This window comes from Sphingomonas sp. AC411 (assembly GCF_979253035.1).
The window spans coordinates 1,649,512-1,673,034 of record NZ_CEEDAQ010000001.1 but is presented as its reverse complement, the minus strand read 5'-3'; the positions used below and the strand labels follow the sequence as shown (position 1 = coordinate 1,673,034).

General features: G+C 66.8%; 20 protein-coding genes, 1 tRNA gene and 7 pseudogenes. 12 read left to right on the top strand and 16 right to left on the bottom strand.

Features of this window, described 5'->3' with window-relative positions; all coding sequences use genetic code 11:
* Positions 1-61 precede the first annotated feature (61 nt).
* The 7 genes and pseudogenes from AC0IX7_RS08600 to AC0IX7_RS08570 form a co-directional block, all read right to left on the bottom strand.
* Positions 62-137 (bottom strand) — tRNA-Lys (locus AC0IX7_RS08600).
* Between the two features lie 157 nt (positions 138-294).
* Positions 295-1,400, bottom strand: a pseudogene (rodA, locus tag AC0IX7_RS08595) (rod shape-determining protein RodA).
* A gap of 34 nt (positions 1,401-1,434) precedes the next feature.
* Positions 1,435-3,476, bottom strand: a pseudogene (mrdA, locus tag AC0IX7_RS08590) (penicillin-binding protein 2).
* Between the two features lie 26 nt (positions 3,477-3,502).
* Entirely contained in the window at positions 3,503-3,865 is a 363-nt protein-coding gene (locus tag AC0IX7_RS08585) for a rod shape-determining protein MreD (protein ID WP_471811331.1), read from the bottom strand.
* Complete coding sequence (locus tag AC0IX7_RS08580) at positions 3,751-4,032, bottom strand: hypothetical protein (protein ID WP_471811329.1); 282 nt, start codon at positions 4,030-4,032, stop codon at positions 3,751-3,753. Before AC0IX7_RS08580 ends, AC0IX7_RS08585 begins: the two co-directional genes overlap by 115 nt.
* 10 nt (positions 4,033-4,042) lie before the next feature.
* Entirely contained in the window at positions 4,043-4,915 is an 873-nt protein-coding gene (locus tag AC0IX7_RS08575) for a rod shape-determining protein MreC (RefSeq protein ID WP_471811328.1), read from the bottom strand.
* A gap of 106 nt (positions 4,916-5,021) precedes the next feature.
* Positions 5,022-6,065: a rod shape-determining protein gene (locus tag AC0IX7_RS08570; protein WP_055878614.1), complete on the bottom strand. Its 1,044-nt coding sequence runs from the start codon at positions 6,063-6,065 to the stop codon at positions 5,022-5,024.
* 171 nt (positions 6,066-6,236) lie between these two features.
* Between AC0IX7_RS08570 and mutL the strand changes: the two are divergent.
* A pseudogene (gene mutL / locus AC0IX7_RS08565) lies at positions 6,237-8,038 on the top strand (DNA mismatch repair endonuclease MutL).
* 126 nt (positions 8,039-8,164) lie between these two features.
* On the opposite strand, the gene AC0IX7_RS08560 reads toward mutL, so the two are convergent.
* The gene (locus AC0IX7_RS08560; RefSeq protein ID WP_471811325.1) at positions 8,165-8,854 is read right to left on the bottom strand and encodes a hypothetical protein; all 690 of its coding nucleotides are present in this window, start codon (positions 8,852-8,854) and stop codon (positions 8,165-8,167) included.
* Positions 8,855-9,116: 262 nt separating this feature from the next.
* Between AC0IX7_RS08560 and AC0IX7_RS08555 the strand changes: the two genes are divergently transcribed.
* From AC0IX7_RS08555 to AC0IX7_RS08515, 9 genes and pseudogenes are all read left to right on the top strand, one after another.
* Entirely contained in the window at positions 9,117-9,362 is a 246-nt protein-coding gene (locus tag AC0IX7_RS08555; protein WP_471811323.1) for a hypothetical protein, read from the top strand.
* Positions 9,363-9,516: 154 nt separating this feature from the next.
* Entirely contained in the window at positions 9,517-9,885 is a 369-nt protein-coding gene (rpsM, locus tag AC0IX7_RS08550; protein WP_056015521.1) for a 30S ribosomal protein S13, read from the top strand.
* Positions 9,886-9,969: 84 nt separating this feature from the next.
* Positions 9,970-10,359: a 30S ribosomal protein S11 gene (gene rpsK, locus AC0IX7_RS08545; protein WP_031395237.1), complete on the top strand. Its 390-nt coding sequence runs from the start codon at positions 9,970-9,972 to the stop codon at positions 10,357-10,359.
* A gap of 115 nt (positions 10,360-10,474) precedes the next feature.
* A pseudogene (locus tag AC0IX7_RS08540) lies at positions 10,475-11,544 on the top strand (DNA-directed RNA polymerase subunit alpha).
* Positions 11,545-11,799: 255 nt separating this feature from the next.
* Entirely contained in the window at positions 11,800-12,222 is a 423-nt protein-coding gene (rplQ, locus tag AC0IX7_RS08535; RefSeq protein WP_471811320.1) for a 50S ribosomal protein L17, read from the top strand.
* 224 nt (positions 12,223-12,446) lie between these two features.
* Positions 12,447-14,012, top strand: a pseudogene (gene guaA, locus AC0IX7_RS08530) (glutamine-hydrolyzing GMP synthase).
* A 178-nt stretch (positions 14,013-14,190) separates the two neighbouring features.
* A complete protein-coding gene (bla, locus tag AC0IX7_RS08525; RefSeq protein ID WP_471813805.1) occupies positions 14,191-15,015 on the top strand; it encodes a subclass B3 metallo-beta-lactamase in 825 nt (274 codons plus the stop codon).
* 5 nt (positions 15,016-15,020) lie between these two features.
* Positions 15,021-15,685, top strand: a pseudogene (locus AC0IX7_RS08520) (DUF969 domain-containing protein).
* Positions 15,682-16,622 (top strand): annotated as a pseudogene (locus AC0IX7_RS08515) (DUF979 domain-containing protein). Before AC0IX7_RS08520 ends, AC0IX7_RS08515 begins: the two co-directional pseudogenes overlap by 4 nt.
* 76 nt (positions 16,623-16,698) lie before the next feature.
* On the opposite strand, the gene AC0IX7_RS08510 reads toward AC0IX7_RS08515, so the two are convergent.
* From AC0IX7_RS08510 to AC0IX7_RS08495, 4 genes are read right to left on the bottom strand one after another with little or no spacing between them, the layout of a single operon-like run.
* Entirely contained in the window at positions 16,699-17,091 is a 393-nt protein-coding gene (locus AC0IX7_RS08510; protein ID WP_471811318.1) for a cupin domain-containing protein, read from the bottom strand.
* Positions 17,091-17,180 carry a Gfo/Idh/MocA family oxidoreductase gene (locus AC0IX7_RS08505; RefSeq protein ID WP_471813803.1) on the bottom strand — a complete coding sequence of 30 codons (90 nt, stop codon included), beginning with the start codon at positions 17,178-17,180 and terminating at the stop codon, positions 17,091-17,093. The genes AC0IX7_RS08510 and AC0IX7_RS08505 overlap by 1 nt, the downstream gene beginning before the upstream one ends.
* A gap of 14 nt (positions 17,181-17,194) precedes the next feature.
* Positions 17,195-18,184 (bottom strand): Gfo/Idh/MocA family protein, encoded by a 990-nt coding sequence (locus tag AC0IX7_RS08500; protein ID WP_471811316.1) that lies wholly within the window; start codon positions 18,182-18,184, stop codon positions 17,195-17,197.
* Positions 18,184-18,747: a gluconokinase gene (locus AC0IX7_RS08495; protein ID WP_471811314.1), complete on the bottom strand. Its 564-nt coding sequence runs from the start codon at positions 18,745-18,747 to the stop codon at positions 18,184-18,186. The genes AC0IX7_RS08500 and AC0IX7_RS08495 overlap by 1 nt, the downstream gene beginning before the upstream one ends.
* Positions 18,748-18,933: 186 nt before the next feature.
* Here AC0IX7_RS08495 and AC0IX7_RS08490 point away from each other — a divergent pair, with 186 nt between their 5' ends.
* Positions 18,934-19,107: a hypothetical protein gene (locus AC0IX7_RS08490; protein WP_471811312.1), complete on the top strand. Its 174-nt coding sequence runs from the start codon at positions 18,934-18,936 to the stop codon at positions 19,105-19,107.
* Positions 19,107-20,219, top strand: a complete 1,113-nt coding sequence (locus AC0IX7_RS08485) for a lactonase family protein (protein WP_471811310.1) — start codon at positions 19,107-19,109, stop codon at positions 20,217-20,219. The genes AC0IX7_RS08490 and AC0IX7_RS08485 overlap by 1 nt, the downstream gene beginning before the upstream one ends.
* A 27-nt stretch (positions 20,220-20,246) precedes the next feature.
* On the opposite strand, the gene AC0IX7_RS08480 is transcribed toward AC0IX7_RS08485, so the two are convergent.
* The 4 genes from AC0IX7_RS08480 to AC0IX7_RS08465 are packed head-to-tail and all read right to left on the bottom strand — an operon-like array spanning position 20,247 to position 23,241.
* Complete coding sequence (locus tag AC0IX7_RS08480; RefSeq protein ID WP_471811309.1) at positions 20,247-21,869, bottom strand: carboxylesterase/lipase family protein; 1,623 nt, start codon at positions 21,867-21,869, stop codon at positions 20,247-20,249.
* Positions 21,870-21,911: 42 nt separating this feature from the next.
* On the bottom strand, positions 21,912-22,547 hold the full coding sequence (locus AC0IX7_RS08475; protein WP_471811307.1) for an amidohydrolase family protein: 636 nt from the start codon (positions 22,545-22,547) through the stop codon (positions 21,912-21,914).
* The gene (locus AC0IX7_RS08470; RefSeq protein WP_471811305.1) at positions 22,544-22,987 is read right to left on the bottom strand and encodes an amidohydrolase family protein; all 444 of its coding nucleotides are present in this window, start codon (positions 22,985-22,987) and stop codon (positions 22,544-22,546) included. The genes AC0IX7_RS08475 and AC0IX7_RS08470 overlap by 4 nt, the downstream gene beginning before the upstream one ends.
* Positions 22,988-23,010: 23 nt before the next feature.
* A complete protein-coding gene (locus AC0IX7_RS08465; protein WP_471811303.1) occupies positions 23,011-23,241 on the bottom strand; it encodes a hypothetical protein in 231 nt (76 codons plus the stop codon).
* Positions 23,242-23,523: the final 282 nt, after the last annotated feature.

Genomic DNA, 23,523 nt, shown 5'->3' with positions numbered 1-23,523 from the left:
CGCTCCGACCCAGCCTTGTAGGTGGGGTCAAGCTAAATGCCTGATATGTAAACGGAAAAAATGGTGGACGCACTTGGGCTCGAACCAAGGACCCGCTGATTAAGAGTCAGCTGCTCTACCAACTGAGCTATGCGTCCATTCCGGGGCGGTTTTGAGTGGCGCCCTGGTGTGGCGCCCCGCTGCTGGAGGCGCGCTGTTAGCAGACTCGTCGGGGGCCGCAACCCCCTTTTCGTCGATCCGAGTCCGTTTTCGTCGATCGAGCCGCTTTTCGCGAAATAAGCCGAATTATCCGGCCTACCAGCCGACAGTCTTGCGGTTCTGGCGGTCGATCGACATCAGGATGCCGAGGCACAGCAGCACGGTCATCTGCGCCGAACTGCCGAAGCTCACCAGCGGCAACGGGATGCCGACGACCGGCGCAAGGCCCATCACCATCATAAGGTTGATCGCGACGTAGAAGAAGATCGTCGTGGCGAGGCCGGCCGCGGTCAGCCTGGCGAAGCGGCTGTTGGCGCGCTGGCCGACCTCGATCCCCCAGCGGATCACCAGCAGGAAGGCGAGGATCAGCAGGCAGCCGCCGACCAGCCCCATTCCTCCGCCATCGTCGCGAAGACGAAGTCGGTATGGCCCTCGGGGAGGTAGTCGAGATGGCTCTGTGTGCCCTGGAGGAAACCCTTGCCCCAGATTCTGCCCGAGCCGATCGCGATCTTCGACTGGCTGATGTGATAGCCGGTGCCGAGCGGATCGCTCTCGGGATCGAGGAAGATGAGGATGCGGTTGCGCTGATAATCGTGCAGCAGGAAGTTGATCGAGAGCGGGATCGCGATCGCGGCGGCGATCGCGCCGCCCACGAACAGCCGGAGGGGAACGCCGGCAAGGAACATGACGGTCGCGCCGCCCGAGCAGATCATCAGCGCGGTGCCGAGATCGGGCTGCTTCATCACGATCGCCGCGGGAACGGCGATCAGCAGCGCGGCGGGCCAGATCCCGCCGAAGCGGCGCGTCTCGCCGGGCGGGAGCATGTCGTAGAATTTCGCCGCCGCCAGCACGATCGCGGGCTTCATGAACTCGGACGGCTGGAGGCGGATGAAGCCGAGGTCGAGCCAGCGCTGCGACCCGCCGGAGACCTTGCCGAGGATCTCGACCGCGATCAGCGACAGCACGATCAGCGCATAGGCGGGCAGCGCGGCGGCCTTCCAGGTGCGTTCGGGGATGTAGGACAGCCCCATCGCGCCGGCGAGCAGCACGAAGAAGCGGATACCCTGCGACAGCGCCCAGGGCCGGAGCGAGCCGCCCGCCGCCGAATACAGCACGATCTGCCCGAAACAGCCGATCGCGATGACCAGGATGATCACCAGCCAGGGAAGCTTGGCGAGCGGTTCGGGGACGATACGGTTCATCGCGTGCGCCTGATGGGGGTCATTCGGTCGAGAGTCATTGCTGGCGGTCCCGCGTATCGTCCTCGGCGACCGTGCTGCCGGGCGTGGTGAGCGCTTCCTGCGTCGCGTTGGCCATGTCGGTGGCGTTGACCACCGCCGGGGCGTCGCTGGGCACAATCGCGTCGGTCTTGGTGGCGATCGCCGCGGGCGGGGCGGATTGCGCCTTGCGATACGTCTCCGCGGTCGCCGCCATGCGCGTGCGAATATCGCCGCCCCAGGTCGGTTCGACCTCGGCGAGCGATTTCAGAGCACGCTCGCGGTCGAGCATATAGGTCATGATGTCGCGGGCGATCATCGGTGTGTCGAGGTTGCGCACGGTGTGGCCGTTATGCTCGAGCACCACCGCCAGCGCATAGCGCGGATTGTCGGCGGGGGCGAAGCCGATGAACAGCGCGTGATCCCGCATCTTGAACGGCAGCTGCCCGTTCTTCAGCACGCCCGAGCGCCGCTCCGCCATCGTGATGCGGCGGACCTGCGCGGTGCCGGTCTTGCCCGCGATCGCGACGCCGGGAATGAGCAGCTTGGCCGCGCCGCCGGTGCCGCCCTGGTTGATCACGCCGAACATCGCGTCGCGGACGCGCGCGAGATGCTCGGAATCGATCGCGAGGGCAGGGAGTCGCGGTGGACGTGGTTCGCCAGGATGCTCGGCTGCAACGCCCGCCCCGATGCCAGCCGCGCCGCCATCACCGCGAGCTGCAACGGGTTGGCGAGCACATAGCCCTGGCCGATCGACGCGTTCAGCGAGTCCGCCACGGTCCAGTCGTGCTTGTATTTCTTCAGCTTCCACGCCGGATCGGGGACCGTGCCGTAGCGCTGCGTCGAGAAGGGCAGGTCGAACTTCTGGCCGAGCCCCAGCACGCGCGCGACCGGGGCGATCGCGTTGTAGCCGACCCGCCGCGCCATCTCGTAGAAATAGATGTCGCAGCTCTGCATGATCGCGTTCTTGAGGTCGAGCGGACCGTGGCCGCTCTTCTTGTGGCAATGGAACACGCTGGTCCCGAGCCGCATTGCGCCCGAACAATTGATGCGGGTCGACGGATCGACGCCCGCGTTCATCAGCGCGAGGCCGTTCATCGGCTTGACGGTCGAGCCCGGCGGATACAGCCCCTGCGTGACCTTGTTCATCAGCGGCACGTGATCGTCGTCGCTCAGCATCTGCCATTCGAGATGGCTGATCCCGTCCGAAAAGCTGTTCGGATCATAGGCCGGCATCGACACCATCGCGAGCATCTCGCCGGTGCGCGTGTCGATCACGACGACCGATCCGGAGTTGGTGCCGAGACGCCTTGCCGCGTACTCCTGCAAGCCGACATCGATCGTCAGGCGCGCGGTCTTGCCGGGCACGTCGGGCTTGGTGGCGAGTTCGGCGACCAGCTTGCCGCGTGCGGTGACCTCGACGCGCTTGGCGCCGGCGATGCCGCGCAGTTCGGGCTCGAGCATCTTCTCCAGCCCGTCCTTGCCGAGCTTGAACCCGGGCGTGACGAGCAGCGGGTCGCGCGTCTTCTTATACTGCTCGGCATTGGGCACGCCGACATAGCCGGTCAGATGCGCGACCGCGGCGCCCGCCGGATAGCTGCGTGCGAACCCGCGGGTTGGCGCGACGCCGGGCAGTTCGGGCAGGCGGACGCTGACCGCGGCGAACCGCTCCCAGTCGAGATTCTCCGCGACCTGCACCGGTTGGAACCCCGCGGCGTGCTCAAGGTCGATCGCGATCCGTTCGACTTCCTCGGGCGGCAACTGGAGGATGCGGCCGAGCAGCGGCAGCACGCGCTCCTTGTCGCGGAGGCGATCGGGGATGATGTCGACGCGGAAATCGGTGCGGTTGTTGGCGATCGGCACGCCGTGGCGGTCGACGATCCAGCCGCGGCGGGGCGGCAGAAGCGTCATGTTGACGCGGTTGCTCTCGGACAACATCGTGTAGCGCTCGTTCTGCGCGACCGACAGCCACGCCATCCGCCCGGCGAGCATCAGCCCGACCGCGCCCTGCGCCGCGCCCAGCATCCAGGCACGCCTGGAGAAGGTGTATGCCTGCGACATCTCGGTGACGATCCGCGGGGTGTTCCTCACTCGCCGCCCCGCTTGTTCTGGATGAACGCGACGATCCGCGCGGCGAGCGGGAAGCAGAGCATCGTGACGACGATCTGCGCGATCAGCACGGTGTCGACATGCGCGCCGACCGGTACCGCGATGAACCGCCCGCCCAGGATGCACGCCGCGATCAGGCCGCTCGCGATCAGCCAGTCCTGCCAGTAATCGCGGAACGCCAGGCGCTGTTCGAGCATGTCGATGCCGACGAACGCGAGCGACCACATCAGCACCGCGCTGCCGAGCGGCTGGCCGCTGACCAGATCGTCGAACAGCCCGAGCGGGGCGGCCGCCCAAGGCCGGAACGCGAACCGCGCGAGCAGCCGCCACGCCAGCAGCATGACGAACCCGAACGGCGGGAGGAGGGGATCGTCGCGACCACCGGGATGATCGTGACCAGCGATCCGGCCATGACCGTCGCCCAGGGGATCGCCCGTGCGCGGCTGGCCGGCAGCTTGGTCTCGAACGGCTTGTAGTCGACGCTGTCGACGACGCGGGGGCGGCTCATCGCGGCATGCTCATTGCTGCGCGATCGGGCGTGGCGGCGGGACCGGCATGAACACCTTCTCGACCAGCGCGAAGTCGAGCGTGTCGGGATCGGCGAAGGTACGCGCCATCACCGAATCCGAGCCGGCCCTGGTCACGCGGGCGACCGGCACGCCGGGGCCGTAGATGCCGCCGGTGCCGGTCGTCACGAACAGGTCGCCCGCGTTGAAGCGCACGTTGGTCGCGTTGACCGAGCGGATGTCGATCATCCCGTCGCCGCGCCCCGCCGCGATCGCGGGTAGGCCGTCGCGGGTGCGGCGGACGGGGACGATGCTGTCGCCGTCGCTCAGCAACAGCACGCGCGCCGCGTTCGGCCCGGTCTCGACCACGCGCCCGATCAGGCCATCGGGGCCGCGCACCGGCATGCCGGGCTTCACGCCGCTCCACCGGCCGGCGTTGAGCAGGGCATAGCGCCGTCCGCTCGATGCGCTTGAACTCACCAGCCGCGCGGTCACGACGGGCTCCGGCGAACGGTCGCGGATCGCCAGGAGGCTGCGCAGCCGTCGGTTGTCATAGGCGATCGTGCGCGCGCGCATCAGCAGCGAGCGCGTCCGCGCGCGATCCGCGCGCAGCGCGACGTTCTCCTGCTTCACGAAGAAGTAATTGCCGATCGCATCGGGGATGCCCGAGATCGACGACCCGATCGTAGCGAGTCCGGTCGAGACCGGCGTGGTCACGCCCGCCACGCCCATCCGCAGCGCCGAGAACGCCGGCGGATTGAACGTGGACGCGACGAGCAGCACCAGGCCCACCACCGCACCAGCGACGGCGAGCACATAGCCCATGAACACACCATATTGCCGACGTCGGGAAAACCCCGTGCGCCGGTCGCGGGCTGGCGCCATGCGCCTGTCCCCCTGTCTCGGGCGCCGCCGAAGCGCAGGGGCCAGATCCCCCGCGACTCGGACGACGCGATTTCGTGTCCGCGTGTCTTAAAGCAAAACCAACCTCTTAGCCGCTCATCAGCACGCCGCGGAACAATGGATCCTCGAGCGCGCGGCCAGTGCCGAGCGCGACGCAGGTCAGCGGGTCCTCGGCGACCGTCACCGGCAGCCCGGTCTCGTCGCGCAGCACCTCGTCCAGCCCCTGCAGCAGCGCGCCGCCGCCGGTGAGCACGATGCCCTGGTCGACGATGTCCGCGGCCAGCTCGGGTGCGGTGTTCTCAAGCGCGACGCGGACGCCCTCGACGATCGTCGCGACCGGCTCGCTCAGCGCCTCGGCGATCTGCCCCTGATTGATCTGGATTTCCTTCGGCACGCCGTTGACGAGGTCGCGGCCCTTGATCTGGATGATCATGCCGATGCCGTCGACCGGCGGCTTGGCGATGCCGACCTCCTTCTTGATGCGCTCCGCCGTCGCTTCGCCGATCAGCAAATTATGGTTGCGGCGGACGTAGGAGACGATCGCCTCGTCCATCTTGTCGCCGCCGACGCGCACCGAGGTGGTGTAGGCGAGACCACGCAACGACAGCACCGCGACTTCGGTCGTGCCGCCGCCGATGTCGACGACCATCGAACCGATCGGCTCGGTCACCGGCATGTCCGCGCCGATCGCCGCCGCCATCGGCTCCTCGATCAGCCAGACCTGCGACGCACCCGCGTTCGACGCGGCATCGCGGATCGCGCGGCGCTCGACCTTGGTAGAACCGGACGGCACGCAGATCACGATCTCGGGCCAGCGCGCGAACTTGCGGGGTCCGTGGACCTTCTGGATGAAATACTTGATCATCTGCTCGGCGACGTCGATGTCCGCGATCACGCCGTCGCGGAGTGGCCGGATCGCCTCGATGTTGCCCGGCGTCTTGCCCATCATCATCTTGGCGTCGTCACCGACCGCCTTCACGCGCTTGATCCCGTTGATCGTCTCGACCGCAACCACCGACGGCTCGTTCAGGACGATGCCGCGGCCACGGACGTAGACGACGGTGTTCGCGGTGCCGAGGTCGATCGCCATGTCGTGCGACATGAACTTGAAGAAACGCGAGTAGAAGGCCATTCAATCAGGGTCCCGTAATCCTGTCCGCCGGACGGGCGGACCGCCAGCAAAACATGCGCACACACATCATCTCGCGGAGCCCGCCGGTGGTTTCGAGCACCGGGTGCCTATACTATATTAAGTGGCGTTTGCGGGTCGCGGGATGCCGTCGCTTGGTCTAGACGCAAACCCATGTCAATACGGCGTCTCCCCGAGCATCTGGTCAATCGCATCGCCGCCGGTGAAGTGGTGGAAAGACCCGCCAGCGCGTTGAAGGAGTTAGTCGAAAACGCGATCGACGCGGGCGCCGGCCGCATCGCGATTCTCCTTGTCGAAGGAGGAACTTCGCGGATCGAGGTGGCCGACGACGGCTGCGGAATGACGCCTGCAGACATGGCGCTCGCACTCGAACGCCACGCGACTTCGAAGCTGCCCGACGAGTTTATCGAATCGGTCGTGACGCTCGGTTTTCGCGGCGAGGCGTTGCCCTCGATCGCGAGCGTCGCACGGCTGACGATCGAGAGCCGGATTCGCGGCGCCGAAGGTTGGGCGCGCACGGTCGACAATGGCCGGGTCGAGCGCGAAGGCCCCGCCGCGCTTCCCCCGGTACGCGGGTGGTGGTCGAGGACCTCTTCGCCCGCGTCCCCGCCCGCCGCAAGTTCCTCCGCTCCCCCGCGCGGAGTACGCCGCCTGTCTCGACGTCGTCCGCCGCCTTGCGATGGCGCGCCCGGACATCGGCTTCACGCTCGAACATGACGGCCGCCGCGCGCTGTCGGCGACGCAGGTCGAGGATCGGCCGGGCAGGGTGGCGACGCTCACCGATCGCGCGCTCGCCGACAATTCGGTCGCGATCGATCTCGAACGCGAAGGCTTGGTCCTCGGCGGCGTCGCCAGCCTGCCGACCTACAATCGCGGCATCGCCGACCACCAGTATCTCTTCGTCAACGGACGGCCCGTGAAGGACCGCCTGCTGATGGGCGCGATCCGCGGCGCCTATGCCGAGATGCTCCCGCGCGACCGCCACGCCGTCGTCGCTTTGTTCCTCGACATCCCCACCGACCAGGTCGACGTCAACGTCCACCCCGCGAAAACCGAAGTCCGCTTCCGCGATCCCGCGATGGTGCGCGGCCTCATAGTCTCCGGTCTCCGCCGAGCATTGGACGCGGCAGGCCACCGCAGCCAACGCGCCAGCGAGTCCGCCCTCTCGATGTGGCAACCCGAAACCATCTCCTCTCCCCCGGGGGAGAGGAAGGGGCCCGTCCGCAAAGCGGATGGGAAGGTGAGGGCACGCCCCAAAGGCTCCCTTTGGAGAGTAGAAGCTATGGCGCGGTCAACGATTCCCGCCCAAATTTCTTCGCGTCGCCCCCGCAGGCAAGAGCCGAACCCGCCTGGGCACCCCCGCCCCAAACCACAGCCTTCCCCATGGGTGTGGCCCGAGGCCAGGTCGCCAAGACCTATATAGTAGCCGAAGCCGAAGACGGCCTAGTCCTCGTCGACCAGCACGCCGCCCACGAACGCCTCGTCCTCGAACGCATGCGCGCAGCCCTGATCGGCGGCACCATAGCGAGCCAAGCCCTCCTGATCCCAGAAGTCGTCGAACTCGACGAATCCGCCTGCGACCGCCTCGAATCCCGCGCCGAAGAACTCTCCGAATTCGGCCTCGACCTCGAACGCTTCGGCCCCCACGCCATGCTGGTCCGCGCCACGCCTGCGCTCCTTGGTCAAAGCGATCCCAAAGGCCTCGTCACCGACCTAGCCGACGAACTCGCCGCCTTCGACGAAGCACTTTCCCTAAAAGAACGCCTCGACGCGGTAGCCGGCACGATGGCCTGCCACGGCTCCGTCCGCGCCGGCCGCATCCTGTCGGTCCCCGAAATGAACGCGCTCCTCCGCGAAATGGAAGTCACCCCCATTCCGGCCAATGCAACCACGGGCGCCCGACCTGGGTAAAGCTCGCACACGGTGACATCGAAAAGCTGTTCGGGCGGAAGTAGCCGATGAAAATAGCGCCTATGGTTTGCGTCGAGCGCGGACGAGCGACCGCTTACGCCCAGCGGGCGGACGCTGCGGTGCTAACATCCAGGAATGGACGATGTCGCATTCCTCGCGTTTCGCCAGCCTCATTTCAGCGTCGGCGGGGCGAAATCGAGCACGGTGCGCGTGTACGTTTCGACCACTTCGCTGAATGGCGTTCCCGTCGGCGTAACGAGTAACGCGCGGTTCTCTATGACGTGTTCAGGGATCTCCAGCGTCGGAGTCGCGCCCACGATCGGCGTGCCGCGATCCCAGCCGATCGGCAGGGGCGACCATAATAGCCGTGCCGACAGCGTCTGGCGGCGAAAGTGGAGCGGCTGCACGACACGTCCGAAGGCGACGTCGCTATGGTCGAGCGCGACGTTCATCGCCGGGGTAAGCCGCGACGGCACGTACCAATTGTCGGCTTCCGACAGGATATGGCTGCCGCATCGCAGGCGTACCCGGCGATACCGGATCGGCTCCTGGTCGCTAACGCCCAATTGGCGTCGCTGATCGGCGGTCGGGGCCTTGGTGACCGAATAGTCGCGATCCGCGACGATCTTGCTGCCCGGTGCATCGATCCGGTGGGCCGCGCACCAGTCGTCGAGCGCCAGCGTGGCGCTGTCGCGGGTGAGCAATTCGATCTCGAGGGTCTGGAGCGCTGCAAGGCCTTCGACCCGTCCGAGGGCGTCGCCCGGCCATGCGTGGCGCAGCGCGGGGATGGCTGAGGGCGGGGTAGCGGTGGACGGCGCCGCGTACAGCACTGCGGCAAGGATGCCAAAGCGGACGATCATGCATGCTCCGATGGCTGGTAGGAGGCCCGTCCGGACCGAAAGCGCGTGCGGCTCCCCAGTGCTGGTAGCGCTTGGCCACCGCCCCCGCCAGTCAGCGCCGGTGCGGCTTGCGCTCTTGCGAGACCTTCGGCCGATGATCCGTTTAGACGGCCGTTGGCCCCAAGATCCTTGCCCCACGATCATCGCGTTTTTGTGCGAAGATTACGGTGCCGGGTACGGTGCCGGGGTAGCGCCTTCGCGACGCGCAGGGCATGGCCTTCCCATGGACCCTCTCTCGCTATTCGGCCTAGCCGCGGTATCCTTCACCCTGCTATGCTACGCCAAGGAAGCCGGCTCGCATTGGTGGACGCTCGGCTTTGCGTTCGGGTGCGTGCTTGGCTCGATCTACGGCTTTCTCCAGGGCGCGTGGCCGTTCGGGGTGGTCGAAATCATCTGGACGGTCGTCTCGTTCCGCCGCTGGCTCAAGATGCGCCAGGCCGTGGCCGTTCCTGCGGAACCGCTCGCTTGACAGCGCGTTGGCGCGCGCTTATTCGAACTCTCCCCGACACGACGGTTCCGGCGGCGCTTGTTTGCGTTCGTCGTTATCGTGCGTTTCGGTTCATCGCTAAGAGATGAGGTTCGTGCAGCCATGCCGGACCTCGTGGAGCAGGAGAACCAAGTTCATGGCACGTATCGCGGGTGTTAATATCCCGACCAACAAGCGCGTGGTGATCGCGCTGACCTACATTCACGGCATCGGTTCGACCAAGGCCAAGGAAATCGTCGCGAAGCTCGGCATCGCCGACACCGCACGCGTCCAGGACCTGACCGACCAGGAAGTCCTGCACATCCGCGAGACGATCGACGCCGATCACACCGTCGAGGGCGATCTGCGCCGCCAGACCTCGATGAACATCAAGCGCCTGATGGATCTCGCCTGCTATCGCGGCCTGCGTCATCGCAAGGGCCTCCCGGTCCGCGGCCAGCGCACGCATACCAATGCGCGCACCCGCAAGGGCAAGGCCAAGCCGATCGCCGGCAAGAAGAAGTAATCCGCTTTTTCAACGGATTACTCCGCCGGCGCTGGTCCTTAGCGACCGCCCGGCGTCACGCAGATACAGGTCAGGAAATACACCATGGCACGCGAACCTCAGCGCATTAAGCGGCGCGAGCGCAAGAACATCACCTCTGGCGTCGCTCACGTGAATGCCAGCTTCAACAACACCATGATCACGATCACCGATGCCCAGGGCAACGCGATCTCGTGGTCGTCGGCCGGCGCAATGGGCTTCAAGGGCTCGCGCAAGTCGACTCCGTACGCGGCCCAGGTCGCAGCGGAAGACGCCGGCAAGAAGGCCGCCGAGCACGGCGTCCGCACGATCGAAGTCGAGGTCAAGGGCCCCGGCTCGGGTCGCGAATCGGCACTGCGCGCACTTCAGGCAGTCGGTTTCCAGATCACGTCGATCCGCGACGTGACCTCGATCCCGCACAACGGCGTTCGTCCTTCGAAGCGTCGTCGCGTCTGATTTCTCCGACGTTGTCCGCGCACGGTTGACCCTGATCAGGTCGAACGCGCGTCGCGGATGCATTTTAATGGCCGGCGGAAGTCCTTTTCGTCGGCCCCCAAATTAGGGGAAGCATGTGTCTGTCAACGCAAAGAACTGGCAGGAACTCAAGAAGCCCAGCGGCCTGGAGAAAAGGCCGGTGGCGACACCAAGCGCAAGGCGACCTTCATCGCCGAGCCGCTCGAGCGTGGCTTCGGCCTGACGCTCGGCAACGCGCTGCGTCGCGTGTTGCTCTCGTCGCTGCAGGGCGCGGCCGTCACCTCGATCAAGATCGAGAACGTGCTGCATGAGTTCTCGTCTTTGGCCGGCGTCCGCGAGGACGTGACCGACATCGTCCTCAACGTGAAGCAGATCGCGATCCGCATGCAGGGCGAGGGGCCCAAGCGCCTCCAACTCTCGGCAACGGGTCCGGGTGAAGTCAAGGCCGGCGACATCGCCGTCTCGGGCGACATCGAGATCATGAACAAGGATCTCGTGATCTGCCACCTCGATGAGGGTGCGACGCTCAACATGGAGCTGACCGCCGACATCGGTAAGGGTTACGTGCCCGCGACCGCAAACCGCCCGGCCGATGCGCCGATCGGTCTGATCCCGGTCGATGCGCTGTACTCGCCGGTACGGCAGGTTTCGTACAAGGTCGACCCGACTCGCGTCGGTCAGGACCTGGATTACGACAAGCTGACGCTGACGATCGAAACCGACGGCACGATCACCCCAGAAGACGCAGTCGGCTATGCCGGTCGCATCCTCCAGGACCAGCTCGCGCTGTTCGTCCACTTCGACGATTCGTCGGTGACGCGTTCGTCGGCCCCGATCGGCCAGGCAGCACCCGCTGCCGGTGGTGCGGAGCCGGCAGGCGACACCCAGCAGATCAACCGTTACCTTCTCAAGAAGGTCGACGAGTTGGAACTGTCGGTGCGCTCGGCGAACTGCCTCAAGAACGACAACATCATCTACATCGGCGATCTGGTCGGCAAGACCGAAGCCGAGATGCTGCGTACGCCTAACTTCGGCCGCAAGTCCTTGAACGAGATCAAGGAAGTTCTGTCGTCGATGGGTCTTCGCCTGGGCATGGAAATCCCCGGCTGGCCACCTGAGAACATCGAAGAGATGGCCAAGAAGCTCGAGCAGGAGATTATGGGTTGATTTCGCACCGGGGCAAGCGAGCTTGCCCCGGAGACGAAACAGCCCGGCCGGCGGGTCGGTTTCGTCCGACCCGTTCGACGACGCGGCTTTGCCGCGGCGCCACCCGGTTGAAGATAAAGTTGGCATGGCCAAGGAAGCGTCATTGGCGTAACCCGGCCTAACCTTCTTTTACGAAAGGCGATCGGTCGCGGCCTTAACGGCGACCAGCTCCCGGGTACCTCACACGGCCCCTGAACGAACGAAAAGGTATTGAACATGCGCCATCGCGTAGGCGGCCGTAAGCTTCAGCGGACCTCGGCCCACCGTCTTGCTCTGTTCCGTAACATGAGCGCCGCGCTCATCAAGCACGAGCAGATCACCACCACCGTCGCCAAGGCGAAGGAACTGCGTCCCTACGTCGAGAAGCTGATCACGCTCGCGAAGAAGGGTGGCCTGTCCAACCGTCGTCTCGCGCACGGCAAGCTGCTCGACGACGCGCAGCTGATCAAGCTGTTCGACATTCTGGCGACCCGTTATGCGGATCGCAACGGTGGCTACACCCGCGTCATCAAGGCCGGTATCCGCATGTCGGACGCCTCGCCGATGGCCGTCATCGAGTTCGTCGACCGCGACGTCTCGGCGAAGGGCCAGGATTCGGGTCCGGTGATGTCGGACGAGGATTACAACGAAGCGGCATAATCTGTTTCCGCCGAAGCGCTGACCTTCTAATCCTCCCCCGCCAGGAGAGGTGGCAAGCACAGCCTGACGGAGGGGAGGCGGCGACAACCTCGGTTCCGTGTCCGCCCCCTCCGTCACCTTCGGCGACACCTCCCCTTGCGGGGAGGATCAGATTTACCGCCGATCAGAGGCCGCGTTTCCCATCCGGGAGGCGCGGCCTCTTTCGTTACGGGGCTCATCCGGCTATGCGCCCGACATGGAGCACCCGAGACAGCATTCTCATCGTCGATTTCGGCAGCCAGGTAACCCAGCTGATCGCCCGCCGCGTGCGCGAGGCTGGCGTCTATAGCGAGATCGCCCCCTTCCAGTCCGCCGAGGCCGCGTTCGACCGGATGCAGCCCAAGGGCATCATCCTCTCCGGCGGCCCCGCCTCGGTCACCACCGAGAACTCCCCGCGCGTGCCGCAGCGCTTCTTCGAGGCGGGTATTCCGATCCTCGGCATCTGCTACGGCCAGCAGGTCATGTCCGCACAGCTCGGCGGCAACGTTATCGTGTCGGGCGATGGCGGCGAGTTCGGCAGCGCGTTCATCGAGGTCAAGTCCAACTGCGCGCTGTTTGACGGCCTCTGGGCCGAGGGCGAGCGCCACCAGGTCTGGATGAGTCACGGCGACAAGGTCGACGCGATCCCGCCCGGCTTCACCCCGTCGCCACCTCGACCGGCGCGCCCTATGCGATCGTCGCCGACGAAGCGCGGCGCTTCTACGGCGTTCAGTTCCACCCCGAGGTCGTCCATACCCCCGATGGCGGCAAGCTGATCGCGAACTTCGCGCGCCACGTCTGCGGGCTGAGCGGCGACTGGACGATGGCCGAGTTCCGCGACAACAAGATCGCCGAGATCCGAGCGCAGGTCGGCAAGGGCCGCGTCATCTGCGGCCTGTCGGGCGGCGTCGATTCCGCAGTCGCAGCCGTGCTGATCCACGAGGCGATCGGCGAGCAGCTCACCTGCGTCTATGTCGACCACGGCCTGATGCGCGCCGGCGAGAGCGAGCAGGTCGTCAGCCTTTTCCGCGGCGCCTACAACATCCCGTTGATCCACGTGAACGTCGAGGAGCTGTTCCTCAGTGGCCTCGTCGGGATCACCGACCCCGAGCTGAAGCGCAAGTTCATCGGCAAGACCTTCATCGACGTGTTCGATACCGAGGCGAAGAAGCTCGGTGGCGCGGAGTTCCTCGCGCAGGGCACGCTGTACCCGGATGTGATCGAGAGCGTCAGCTTCACCGGCGGCCCGTCGGTGACGATCAAGAGCCACCACAATGTCGGCGGCCTGCCAGAGCGCATGAACATGAAGCTCGTCGAGCCGTTGCGCGAGCTGTTCAAGGATGAGGTCCGCGTGTTGGGGCGCGAACTCGGCCTCCCGAGATCTTCGTCGGCCGTCATCCGTTCCCCGGACCCGGCCTCGCGATCCGCATCCCCGGCGAAGTGACCAAGGAACGCTGCGACATCCTGCGCAAGGCGGACGCGATCTATCTCGAGGAGATCCGCGCGGCGGGGCTCTACGACACGATCTGGCAGGCGTTCGCGGTGCTGCTCCCGGTCCGCAGCGTTGGCGTGATGGGCGACGGCCGCACCTACGACAACGTGCTGGCGTTGCGTGCGGTGACCTCGACCGATGGCATGACCGCGCAGGCGTTCCAGTTCCCCGGCGACTTCCTGCCGCGCGTCGCGACCCGGATCATTAACGAGGTGAAGGGCATCAACCGCGTGACCTACGACTACACCTCGAAGCCCCCGGCACGATCGAGTGGGAATAAGCTAGACGCACACGACTTAATCCTCCCCGCCAGGGGAGGTGGCTGGCCCTTGCCAGACGGAGGGGGAGGATAAGATGCAGAGGTTACCGCTTACCGCCCCCTCCGTCAGGCTACGCCTGCCACCTCCCCTGGCGGGGGAGGATCGTTAGGTCGTCGCACCAAATCACCGGTAGGCGCACTGGCGATCGCTGTTACGGCTCCACTTCTTCTAGGCGCAGCCGACCCGCCTGCCTGGACACGTCCCCAAGTCCCGTTCCCGATCGCCGGCCCGATCACCTATGTCGGCAGCGAAGGCATCGCCGCCTACCTCATCAAGACCAGCGCCGGCGCGATCCTGATCGACGGCACCCTTGCCGAGAATGCAGGCATGATCGGGCGCAACATCGAAAAGGCCGGCGTCCGCCTTCGCGACGTGAAGCTGATCCTCGTCACCCACGCCCATTTCGATCACGCCGCCGGAGCCGCCGCGCTCAAGCGTGCAACCGGCGCGCGCGTCGTCGCCGGCATCCGCGACGTCCGCGCGCTCGAAACCGGCGTGCCACCCGGCGAGACCAACTACGGCGTCATTCGCTTCCCGAAGGTGGAAGTCGGCCGCGGCATACGCGATGGTGAAACGGTGACCCTCGGCACCACGACGCTGACCGCGCGCGCAACCGCGGGCCACACGCCCGGCTGCACGACCTGGACGATGCGGATCCCCGCGAGGCCGCGCCCACTCGACGTCGTCTTCCCGTGCAGCGTCAGCGTCGCGGGCAACCGCCTGATCGGCAACCGCGCCTATCCCGGCATCGTCGCCGACTACCGCCGCAGCATCGCGATGCTCGGCACGCTCCATGCCGACATCGTCCTCCCGTCGCATCCCGAACTCGCCGACGTGATCGCCCGCGGCGAACGCCGTCAAGCCGGCCACACCACGGCGTTCGTCGACCCCACATTGCTCCCGAAGATTGTCGCGAAGGCCAAGGTCGCGTTCGACGCTGATCTCGCTAAGCAGGCGCGCTAGACGCCATGCTGGTCCTGTGCGGCATCGCGGTGATCGTCGCCGGCTTCCTGCTCCGGTTCAACCCGCTGCTCGTCGTCGCGGTGTCCGCGCTCGTCACTGGCCTCGCCGCCGGCATCGCACCGCTCGCGATTCTCGCCGCGTTCGGCAAGGCGTTCAACGAGAACCGCTACGTCACCGTGATCTACATCGTCCTGCCGGTGATCGGACTGCTCGAACGCCATGGCCTGCAGGAACGTGCCCGGCTTGCCATTGCCAAGCTCCGCGGCGCGACCGTGGGGCGCCTGCTGATCGGCTATCTGCTGTTCCGCCAACTCACCGCCGCACTCGGCCTCACGTCGATCGCCGGCCCGGCCCAGAGCGTCCGTCCTTTGGTCGCGCCGATGGCCGAAGCCGCCGCCGAGGCGCAAGGCGTCGCGCCCGGCGGCGACCGCATCCCTGCGATGGCGGCGGCGACCGACAACATCGGACTGTTCTTCGGCGAGGACATCTTCATCGCGATCGGATCGATCCTGCTGATGAAGGGCGTGCTGGAGGATACGGCATCGTCATCCAGCCGCTCCACCTCTCGATGTGGGCGATCCCGACAGCGATTGCCGCGTTCCTGATCCACGGCTTCCGCCTCTGGCTGCTCGATCGCCGTCTGGCGCGCGCCCGGAGATCCGCCAAGTGATCGGCACCGGCTTCATCTACGGCGTCGCCGGCCTGATGTTCGCGGCGTTCGCGATCCTGAGCGCGACCGACCGCACCAACCCGAAGCGCTTCGGCAACGCAGCCTTCTACGTGGTGCTGGCGATCAGCTTCCTGCTCGGCGGGCGACTGGGCGACATCGGCAACGGCGTGCTGGTTCTCGCCCTCGTCGCGATCGCCGGCTCGGGCGCGATGGGGCGGGGCGGGCGTGTTACTACTACACTCGACGAACGGCGCGCCGAAGCTGCACGGCTCGGCAACCGTATATTTCTGCCCGCGCTGATCATCCCCGCCGCAGCACTCGGCGGGACCGTCCTCTTCCGCGCAGTCCCTAGCCTCGTCGACCCGAAGCAGGCGACGCTCGTCGCACTCACCTGCGGCGTCCTGATCGCGCTGGTCGCCATGCACCTCTGGTTCCGCCCCGCCTCGCCAAGCCGCTCGCGGAAGGCGTCAGGCTGATGGACGCGATCGGCTGGGCCGCGGTCCTCCCGCAGATGCTGGCGAGTCTCGGCGCTGTCTTCGCGTTGGCCGGCGTCGGTGACGTTGTCGGCGGGCTGGCCGGCCACGCAATCCCCGAAGGCAGCCTGTTCGGCGCAGTCCTCGCCTTTACGCTCGGCATGGCGCTGTTCACGATGGTCATGGGCAACGCCTTCGCGGCGTTCCCCGTCATGGCCGCGGCGATCGGCATACCGCTGCTGGTGCGCCACTATGGCGGCGATCCCGCCGTAGTCGCGGCGATCGGCATGCTCAGCGGGTTCTGCGGCACGCTGATGACGCCGATGGCGGCGAACTTCAATCTCGTCCCCGCGGCACTACTCGAGCTGAAGGACAAGAACGCCGTCATCCGCGCGCAGATACCGACCGCCTTGCCCCTGCTCGCGGTCAACATCGGCTTGCTCTACTGGCTGGGCTTCCGCTGACCTGACGTCCTGATCTTTGTCCCGAGCATGACCAGCTTGCCGTCGATGCCGAACCAGTGCGGCACCCCCGCCGGGATCAGGAACACGTCGCCGACCGCGAGCTTCCGCGTCGTACCCCTTCGATCCGATCGCCTTCGACGAGCCCCGCAAAGCGCAGCTTCGGCGCGACCAGCGTGCCGCCCGAGACCAGCGTCCCCGAACCCGCCATCACCGTCGCATATTCGGCCTCGTCGGGGTGTACCGCAGGCTTGCCCGGCGCCTTCCATAATTCGAGCGCGGCGCTAGTCCCGCCCGCCTCGACCAGCGGCGCCATGGCGAACCCCTGGCCCGGTTTCATCGTCTTTTCGAGCGCGACGATCCGCGCGCGAACATCGGCCGATCCGGCAAAGCTCGTCGGATCGCTGGTGGTCTGCGCGGGGAGAGCCGAGGTTGCGATCATCGCGACCGCGACCGCAAGCAACGGCCGCATCACAGCTTCACCGTCCGGCCTTCGCGCGCGGACCGGTAGATCGCCTCGACGATCCGCATGTCGCGCAAGCCTTCCTCACCGGAAACGATCGGCTCGCGTCCGTCTAGAATGCATTCCGCCAGATGATCCAGCTGCCCGGCGAACTGGGTCTTGCCGGGCCCCGGGGAGGACTGGTGATCGCGGTCTCGCGACCGTCGCGACCGGTCCACAACTGGTTGCCGTCATAGCGAGTCGCCGGTTCTAGCTCGACGCGACCCTTGTCGCCCATCAGCAGGATGTGGTTCTGGTTGGCGCTGTACATCGACTGGCATCCGGCGATCGCGCCGGACGGGAATTCCAGCGTCCATTCGATCATGTCCTCGACCTCACGGAAGCGCGGATCGCGGCGGTCGGTGGATTCACGGGCAGTGACCGCGATCGGCTCCTCGCCCGTCATGTAGCGTGCGGCCTGGAGGCTGTAGATGCCCATGTCCATCAGCGACCCGCCGCCTGCCATCGCGCGCTTCAGGCGCCATTTGTTCGGGTCGCCCTGGACGAAGCCGTGCTCCGAACGGACATAGCGGATCTTGCCCGCAGCGCCGGACTTCGCGAGCCGCATCGCCTCAAGGTTGAACGGCTCGAAGTGGCAGCGATAGCCGATCATCAGCTTCTTGCCCGCGGTCTTGCACGCGCGGATCATCGCCTCGCACTCGGCCACCGAGATCGCCATCGGCTTCTCGCACATCACATGCTTGCCCGCCTTCGCCGCGCGAATGGTGTATTCGGCGTGCATCGAATTGGGCAGGCAGACATAGACGATGTCGACGTCGGGATTGTCGCGGATGCGGTCGAAATCGGCATAGGTATATATCGACCGCTCCGGCACGTCGTATTTGGCTGCGGTCGCGAGCGCCTTGGCCCGATCGCCGCTGACCAGCGCGGTCACGCGCGAATGCTCGCAATTGACGAACTGCGGCAGGATCGTTTCGAGCCCGTAATATCCGAGCCCGACGATCGCATAGCCCAGCTTGCGCGGAGGCGCAGCGCAGGCTGCGCTCGACGTCGCCGCCAGCGTCGCCGCCGCAACGAGCAAATCACGTCTTCCGAGTTCCATTAGACAGCCCTCCCGAGGCGCTCTTCGTCGTGGACAGGTCTCTCGCGCAGGATCCAGTCCAGCGCGACGTCGCAGGCCCGATCGGGCAACAGACCGGCGGAGAGGGTAAGCGCACGCTCATCGGGCTGCGGCTTTTCCAGGGTGTCGAGCTGGCTCGCGATGAGGCTGGTGGGCATGTAGTGCCCCGAACGATGCGCCAGTCGCCGCGACAGTTCGTCCTGGTCGGTGGTGTCGAGGAACACGAACAGCAGTGGGATACCCGCCATCTTGGACAGCCGATCGCGATAGATACGCTTCAGCGCGGAGCAGGCCCCGACCGCAACGCCGTCGCTATCGGCCGTATCGCGCAAGCTGGCGGCGACGCGGTCGAGCCAGGGCCAGCGGTCCTGGTCGTCGAGTGGCTGCCCCGCCCGCATCTTTGCGACGCTGTGCGGCGTATGGAAGGCGTCTCCTTCGAGGAATTGGCATCCGAGACGTGCGGCCAGCGCGGCCCCGATCGTCGATTTGCCACTGCCGCTGACCCCCATGACGACGATCGCATAACGGGCGGCGGCGGATGGCATTCGTACTGTTTCGTCGAGGGAAGACACGGGCTCTCCATGGCAGGACGGGGTCGGTCGGTATCATCAGACGCGCGCCGCGGGTCCTCTATCCGGGAAACGCGGTGCGCCGCCTATTACGACCTTGGTCGTGATCGTCCGCGGTGGACGGATGCACTATTCGAAACGACCGATGCAGGAGTCCGTTTCATGATCGACGCCCAGCGAGCGAATACGCGCGGTATCGCGCTCCTCGCCGCCGCCGGGGCCCGCCGAACGCGTGTTCGTCAGCAATGGCTGCGCTTCGGCACACGCTGCGTTGCCACCGCGCCGGGCATGACGCATGAACCGCCATCGATGCCGCTGCTAGCCGAGGACCGATGATGACCGACTGGACGACGACACGACGGTCCGCGCTTGCCGGGATGGCGGCAACGATCGCCTTTCCGGCGGTCGCCAAGCGCGCCGCATCGGGCGCAATCACGCTGATCGCCGGGACCTACGCGCGCGAGGGTGGCAAGGGCCTGTACCCGATCAAGTACGATCCGCGCCAAGACCAATGGCAGGTCGGAACGCCGATCGCCGGGATCGCGGACGCCTCGTTCGGTGCCGGTGGTGGCCCCGGCGGTGCCTACTACCTCGTTCGCGAAAATGCGGCCGGCGAGATCGCGGCCTACGCGCCCGGCTGGACACGGCGCGGCATCGTGCCGACCGCTGGGGCCGACCCTTGCTATGTCGCGATCGACCGGGCCAGCGCGTGCCTTGCGATCGCCAATTACTCCAGTGGCAGCGTCGCCTTCTATCAGCTCGACCGACGGACCGGCGTTCCCGGCCAGCCGACGCTGTTCCGCCATACCGGCAGCGGCCCGAACCATGATCGGCAGGACGGACCGCACGCGCATTGGGTCGGGTTCAGCCCGGATCGGCGCTGGCTGCATTCGGTCGATCTCGGCGCGGATGCGATCTTCGCCTATCGGTTCGATCCGCGCGCGCGGACGCTCGCGGAGCCGGTGGTCGCGTGGCGCGCGCCGGCGGGGGCCGGGCCAAGGCATCTCGCACGCCATCCGACACGGCCGGTCGCCTATGTCGTCTGCGAGATGTCGAACACGCTGATCATGCTCGACGCAGAAGCGGATGGGCGGTTCGTCACGCGACATATCGTCTCGACACTGCCGGCCCAGCATCGCGGCGCATCGCAGGCGGCGCATATCGCGATCGACCGTGCGGGGCGACGGCTCTACGTCTCCAACCGCGGGCATGACAGCATCGCGGTGTTCGCACTCGATTCCGCGGGCGTGCCGAGCCCACTCCAGCACATCGCGAGCGGTGGCAACTGGCCACGCGCGTTCCTGCTCCTCGACGCGCAGCGGCGGCTGGTGGTTGCCAACGAACGCTCCGGCACCGTCGCGATCTTCAAGGTCGAGAGCGACGGCCGGCTGACCGCCACCAAGCAGACGCTGGCGGTCCCCGGCGCGGTGTTCCTCGACCAGATCTGACGCACCGCGTGACGCCAGCCTGCGCGGTCAGGGCCGGCGGTTCTCGAGCAGGGGAACCGCAGCCTCGTAGCGCGCCTGCTCGGTAAACGGCTCCGCACGCGTCTGCATATCGACGGTCTGACGCATGATCGCGCCATTGCCGGGCGATGCGACGGGCCAGGTCGGCAGGCCGGTCGCGTTCGGGTTGCCGGTCTTGATGAACGCCGCGAAATAGCCTTGGAAGACGGCGGATATGCGCCGATCGTCGGGGGTCCACGCATAGGCCGGGTTTGTATCGAGATTGCCGAGCGCATATTCGATCTCGGCACTGTGCACCGCGCCCATCGGCGGGACCTCGGGGTTGGTCAGCGGTGGCAGCGCCGCGGGCCGGGGATGCGAGAAATAGTAATAATAGGTCGGCTGCCGGGTCCGGCGATGCAGGTCGAACCACTTCCAGGTCGATGCGCCAAGGAACGTGTCGCTCGCCAGCCTCGTCGCGGCGGCCGGCACCTCCGCATCGGTCCGTGCCGGGTACAGCGCGAACAGGGCATCGGCATCGGTGTAGAGCCGGGCGATGCCGGCGCGGTAATTCGCGACCGTCGGCGGCTGGCCATTCAGGACGCCGGTCCAACTGCCCTCCTGCGAATTCGAACCCACCAGCAACGGCACGCGTGCCGCTCGTCCTGCCGCATAGGTGTCGATCGGCGCCTCGGTCAGGAACAGGCCGTCGACGATGAAGTCCGCGCGAAGGCGCTGGGTGCCCTGCGCGGCGAGCACTGCGTCGGCCGGCATCGCGCGGAGGTCTGCGATCGAACGCGCGCCCGCCGTGCGCACGAATGCGTCACCATTCGCGGTCGCCTGCGCCAGCGACTTGGGGCGGAAGCTCGGCGGCATCACGCCGCCGCTCTCGCCGATCGCGCCCGCGAACTGCGTGCGGGTCAGCGGCGAGGTCATCAGCACGCTGACCGACATCGATCCGGCGCTTTCCCCGCCGATCGTGATGCGCGCCGGATCGCCCCCGAATGCGGCGGCGTTGCGGCGGACCCAGGCCAGCGCGGCGGCCTGATCGAGCAGGCCGTAATTGCCCGCGGTGTGCGTCGGCGATTCCGCGACGAGGTCGCTGGTCGCGAGGAAGCCGAATGCGCCGAGCCGGTAGTTGATCGTCACGACGACGATGCCCTGCCGTGCCAGTGCTGCGCCGTCATAGCGGAGTTCGGACCCGTCGCCCGCGATCGCGCCGCCGCCATGGATGTAGAACAGCACGGGAAGCTTCGCGCCGGGTTTCGTACCGGCCGGCGCCCACACGTTGAGCGTCAGGCAGTCCTCGGCGATGCCGGGCGAGCGAAACTTCATGTCGGCAAACAAGGCCTGCTGCATGCAGCGTGCACCGAATGCGTCCGCCTTCCGCACGCCGCTCCACCGTGCGGCAGGCTTGGGTCGCTGCCACCTGAGCGGACCGATCGGCGGCGCGGCGTAGGGATTCCGCGATAGGTATCGACCGGCGCTTGCGACGCCGTCAGGCGGACGCCTTCGAGCGTGCCCCTTCGACGCGTACGCTCTGTGCCGCGGCCGGGGCTGCGCACAGCCCGATCCCCAAAATCCATCCCGCCCGTAGCATGTCGTCGTTCTCCGAGATCGCCCTGAGCCCGACGGTCGCAGTTCGGCGGGCATTTGCCAAGGCGACCGGTTCGATTGTGTCGTCCGGAACCGCAGTCAGGTGCCGGGTTGCGGACCCTTTGCGATCGCGCCGCGGTGCATCACGAAGTCGACATGCTCGAGGCGGGTTACGTCTTCGAGCGGCGAGCCCCGCACGGCGATTATGTCCGCGGTCTTGCCGATGGCGAGCGTGCCGATGTCGTCGCGTCCGAGCAGGTCGGCGGCGCCGGTCGTCGCGGCCGCGATCGCCTGGGTCGGCGTGAGGCCGTTCCTCACCATCAGTGCGAACTCGGTGCCGTTGTCGCCATGCTTCGATACGCCGGTGTCGGTGCCGAATGCGACCTTCACACCGGCCGCATACGCGCGGCGGTGGCTGGCGGCCATGGCGGCGGCGGCAGCCTCGGCCTTGACGATCGTCGCTGGCGGCAAGGCGCCACCGCGCGCCTGTGCGAGCGCTGCGACAGGCGCGATCTCGGTCGGCACGAGGTAGGCGCCTTTGGCTTTGAACAGCCGGATGGTTTCCTCGTCGAGGAACGTGCCGTGTTCGATCGAGTCGACGCCGGCTTCCAGCGCCGCCTTGGTGCCCTCGGCTGCGTGGCTATGCGCGGCGACCTTGCGGTCCAGCGCATGCGCCGTCTCGATGATCGCGCGCATCTCGTCCGGAGTCATTGCGCGGCCGAGGCCACCGCTCACGTTCGAGAGAACACCGCCGGTGGCCGCGAGTTGATGACGCGGGCGCCCAGTGCCACTTGCGCCCGCACTGCGCGTCGGCAATCGTCGGGGCCGTCGCACAGATTGACCTCCTTGCCATGGACCATGTCGGCAAATTCTTCGGCAAGCCCGTTGCCGCCGTCGCCATGGCCGCCGGTCACCGAGATCATCTCGCCCGCGTTGGTGATGCTCGGGCCCTCGACCGTTCCCGCGTCGATCGCGTCGCGCAGCGCACGGATACCGCGCGGGTCGCCACCGAGATCGCGGACCGAGGTGAAGCCTGAGTTCAACGTCGTGCGCGCGTTCGCGACGGCGGTCATCTCGTCGTCGAACCGGTCGCGGTTCAGCGCCTCCAGTCGTGCCCGCATCGGATCGCCGCCGATACCCCAGAGGTGGACGTGCATATCGACCAGCCCCGGCATGACGAACGCGGTGCGCAGGTCGATCAGCGCCGCCCCTGTTCGGGTGCCACGAAGCCGTCGCGCAGTTCGGCGACCTTGCCGTCGCGGACGATGATCGTTGTGTTGCCGCGCGGCGGCTGGCCCGGCCGATCGAGCAACGTGCCTGCCTGGATATACGTGGCGGCGGCTGGCCGGGTTTGCGGCGCAGGTGTCGTCTGAGCGTAGAGCGGCAGCGCAACGGTGGCGGTCAGGCCGATCAAGAGTGCCTTGAGCATCTGGTTTTCTCCCCTTTCGCCCATGCTTGCCGAACCGCGGTGTTTCGGCAAGCGCCGACCGTGCGACGTCGGCGCGCCAACTAAAAATTTCGGGGTCGAAAGCTCAAACGACTGGGAACTCCCACCGCGATAGTGGATGATGGTCGTCTTGGATGGAGACGACCATGCGGCGGCGACGTGCTGGCGGTGCAAAGGCCTCCCGAATGGGACGTTGCAGCGCGTGCATCCAGCCGCGCGTTCTTTTCACTTATCGGCCGCGCGCTTGGTACCTATCGGGACCGG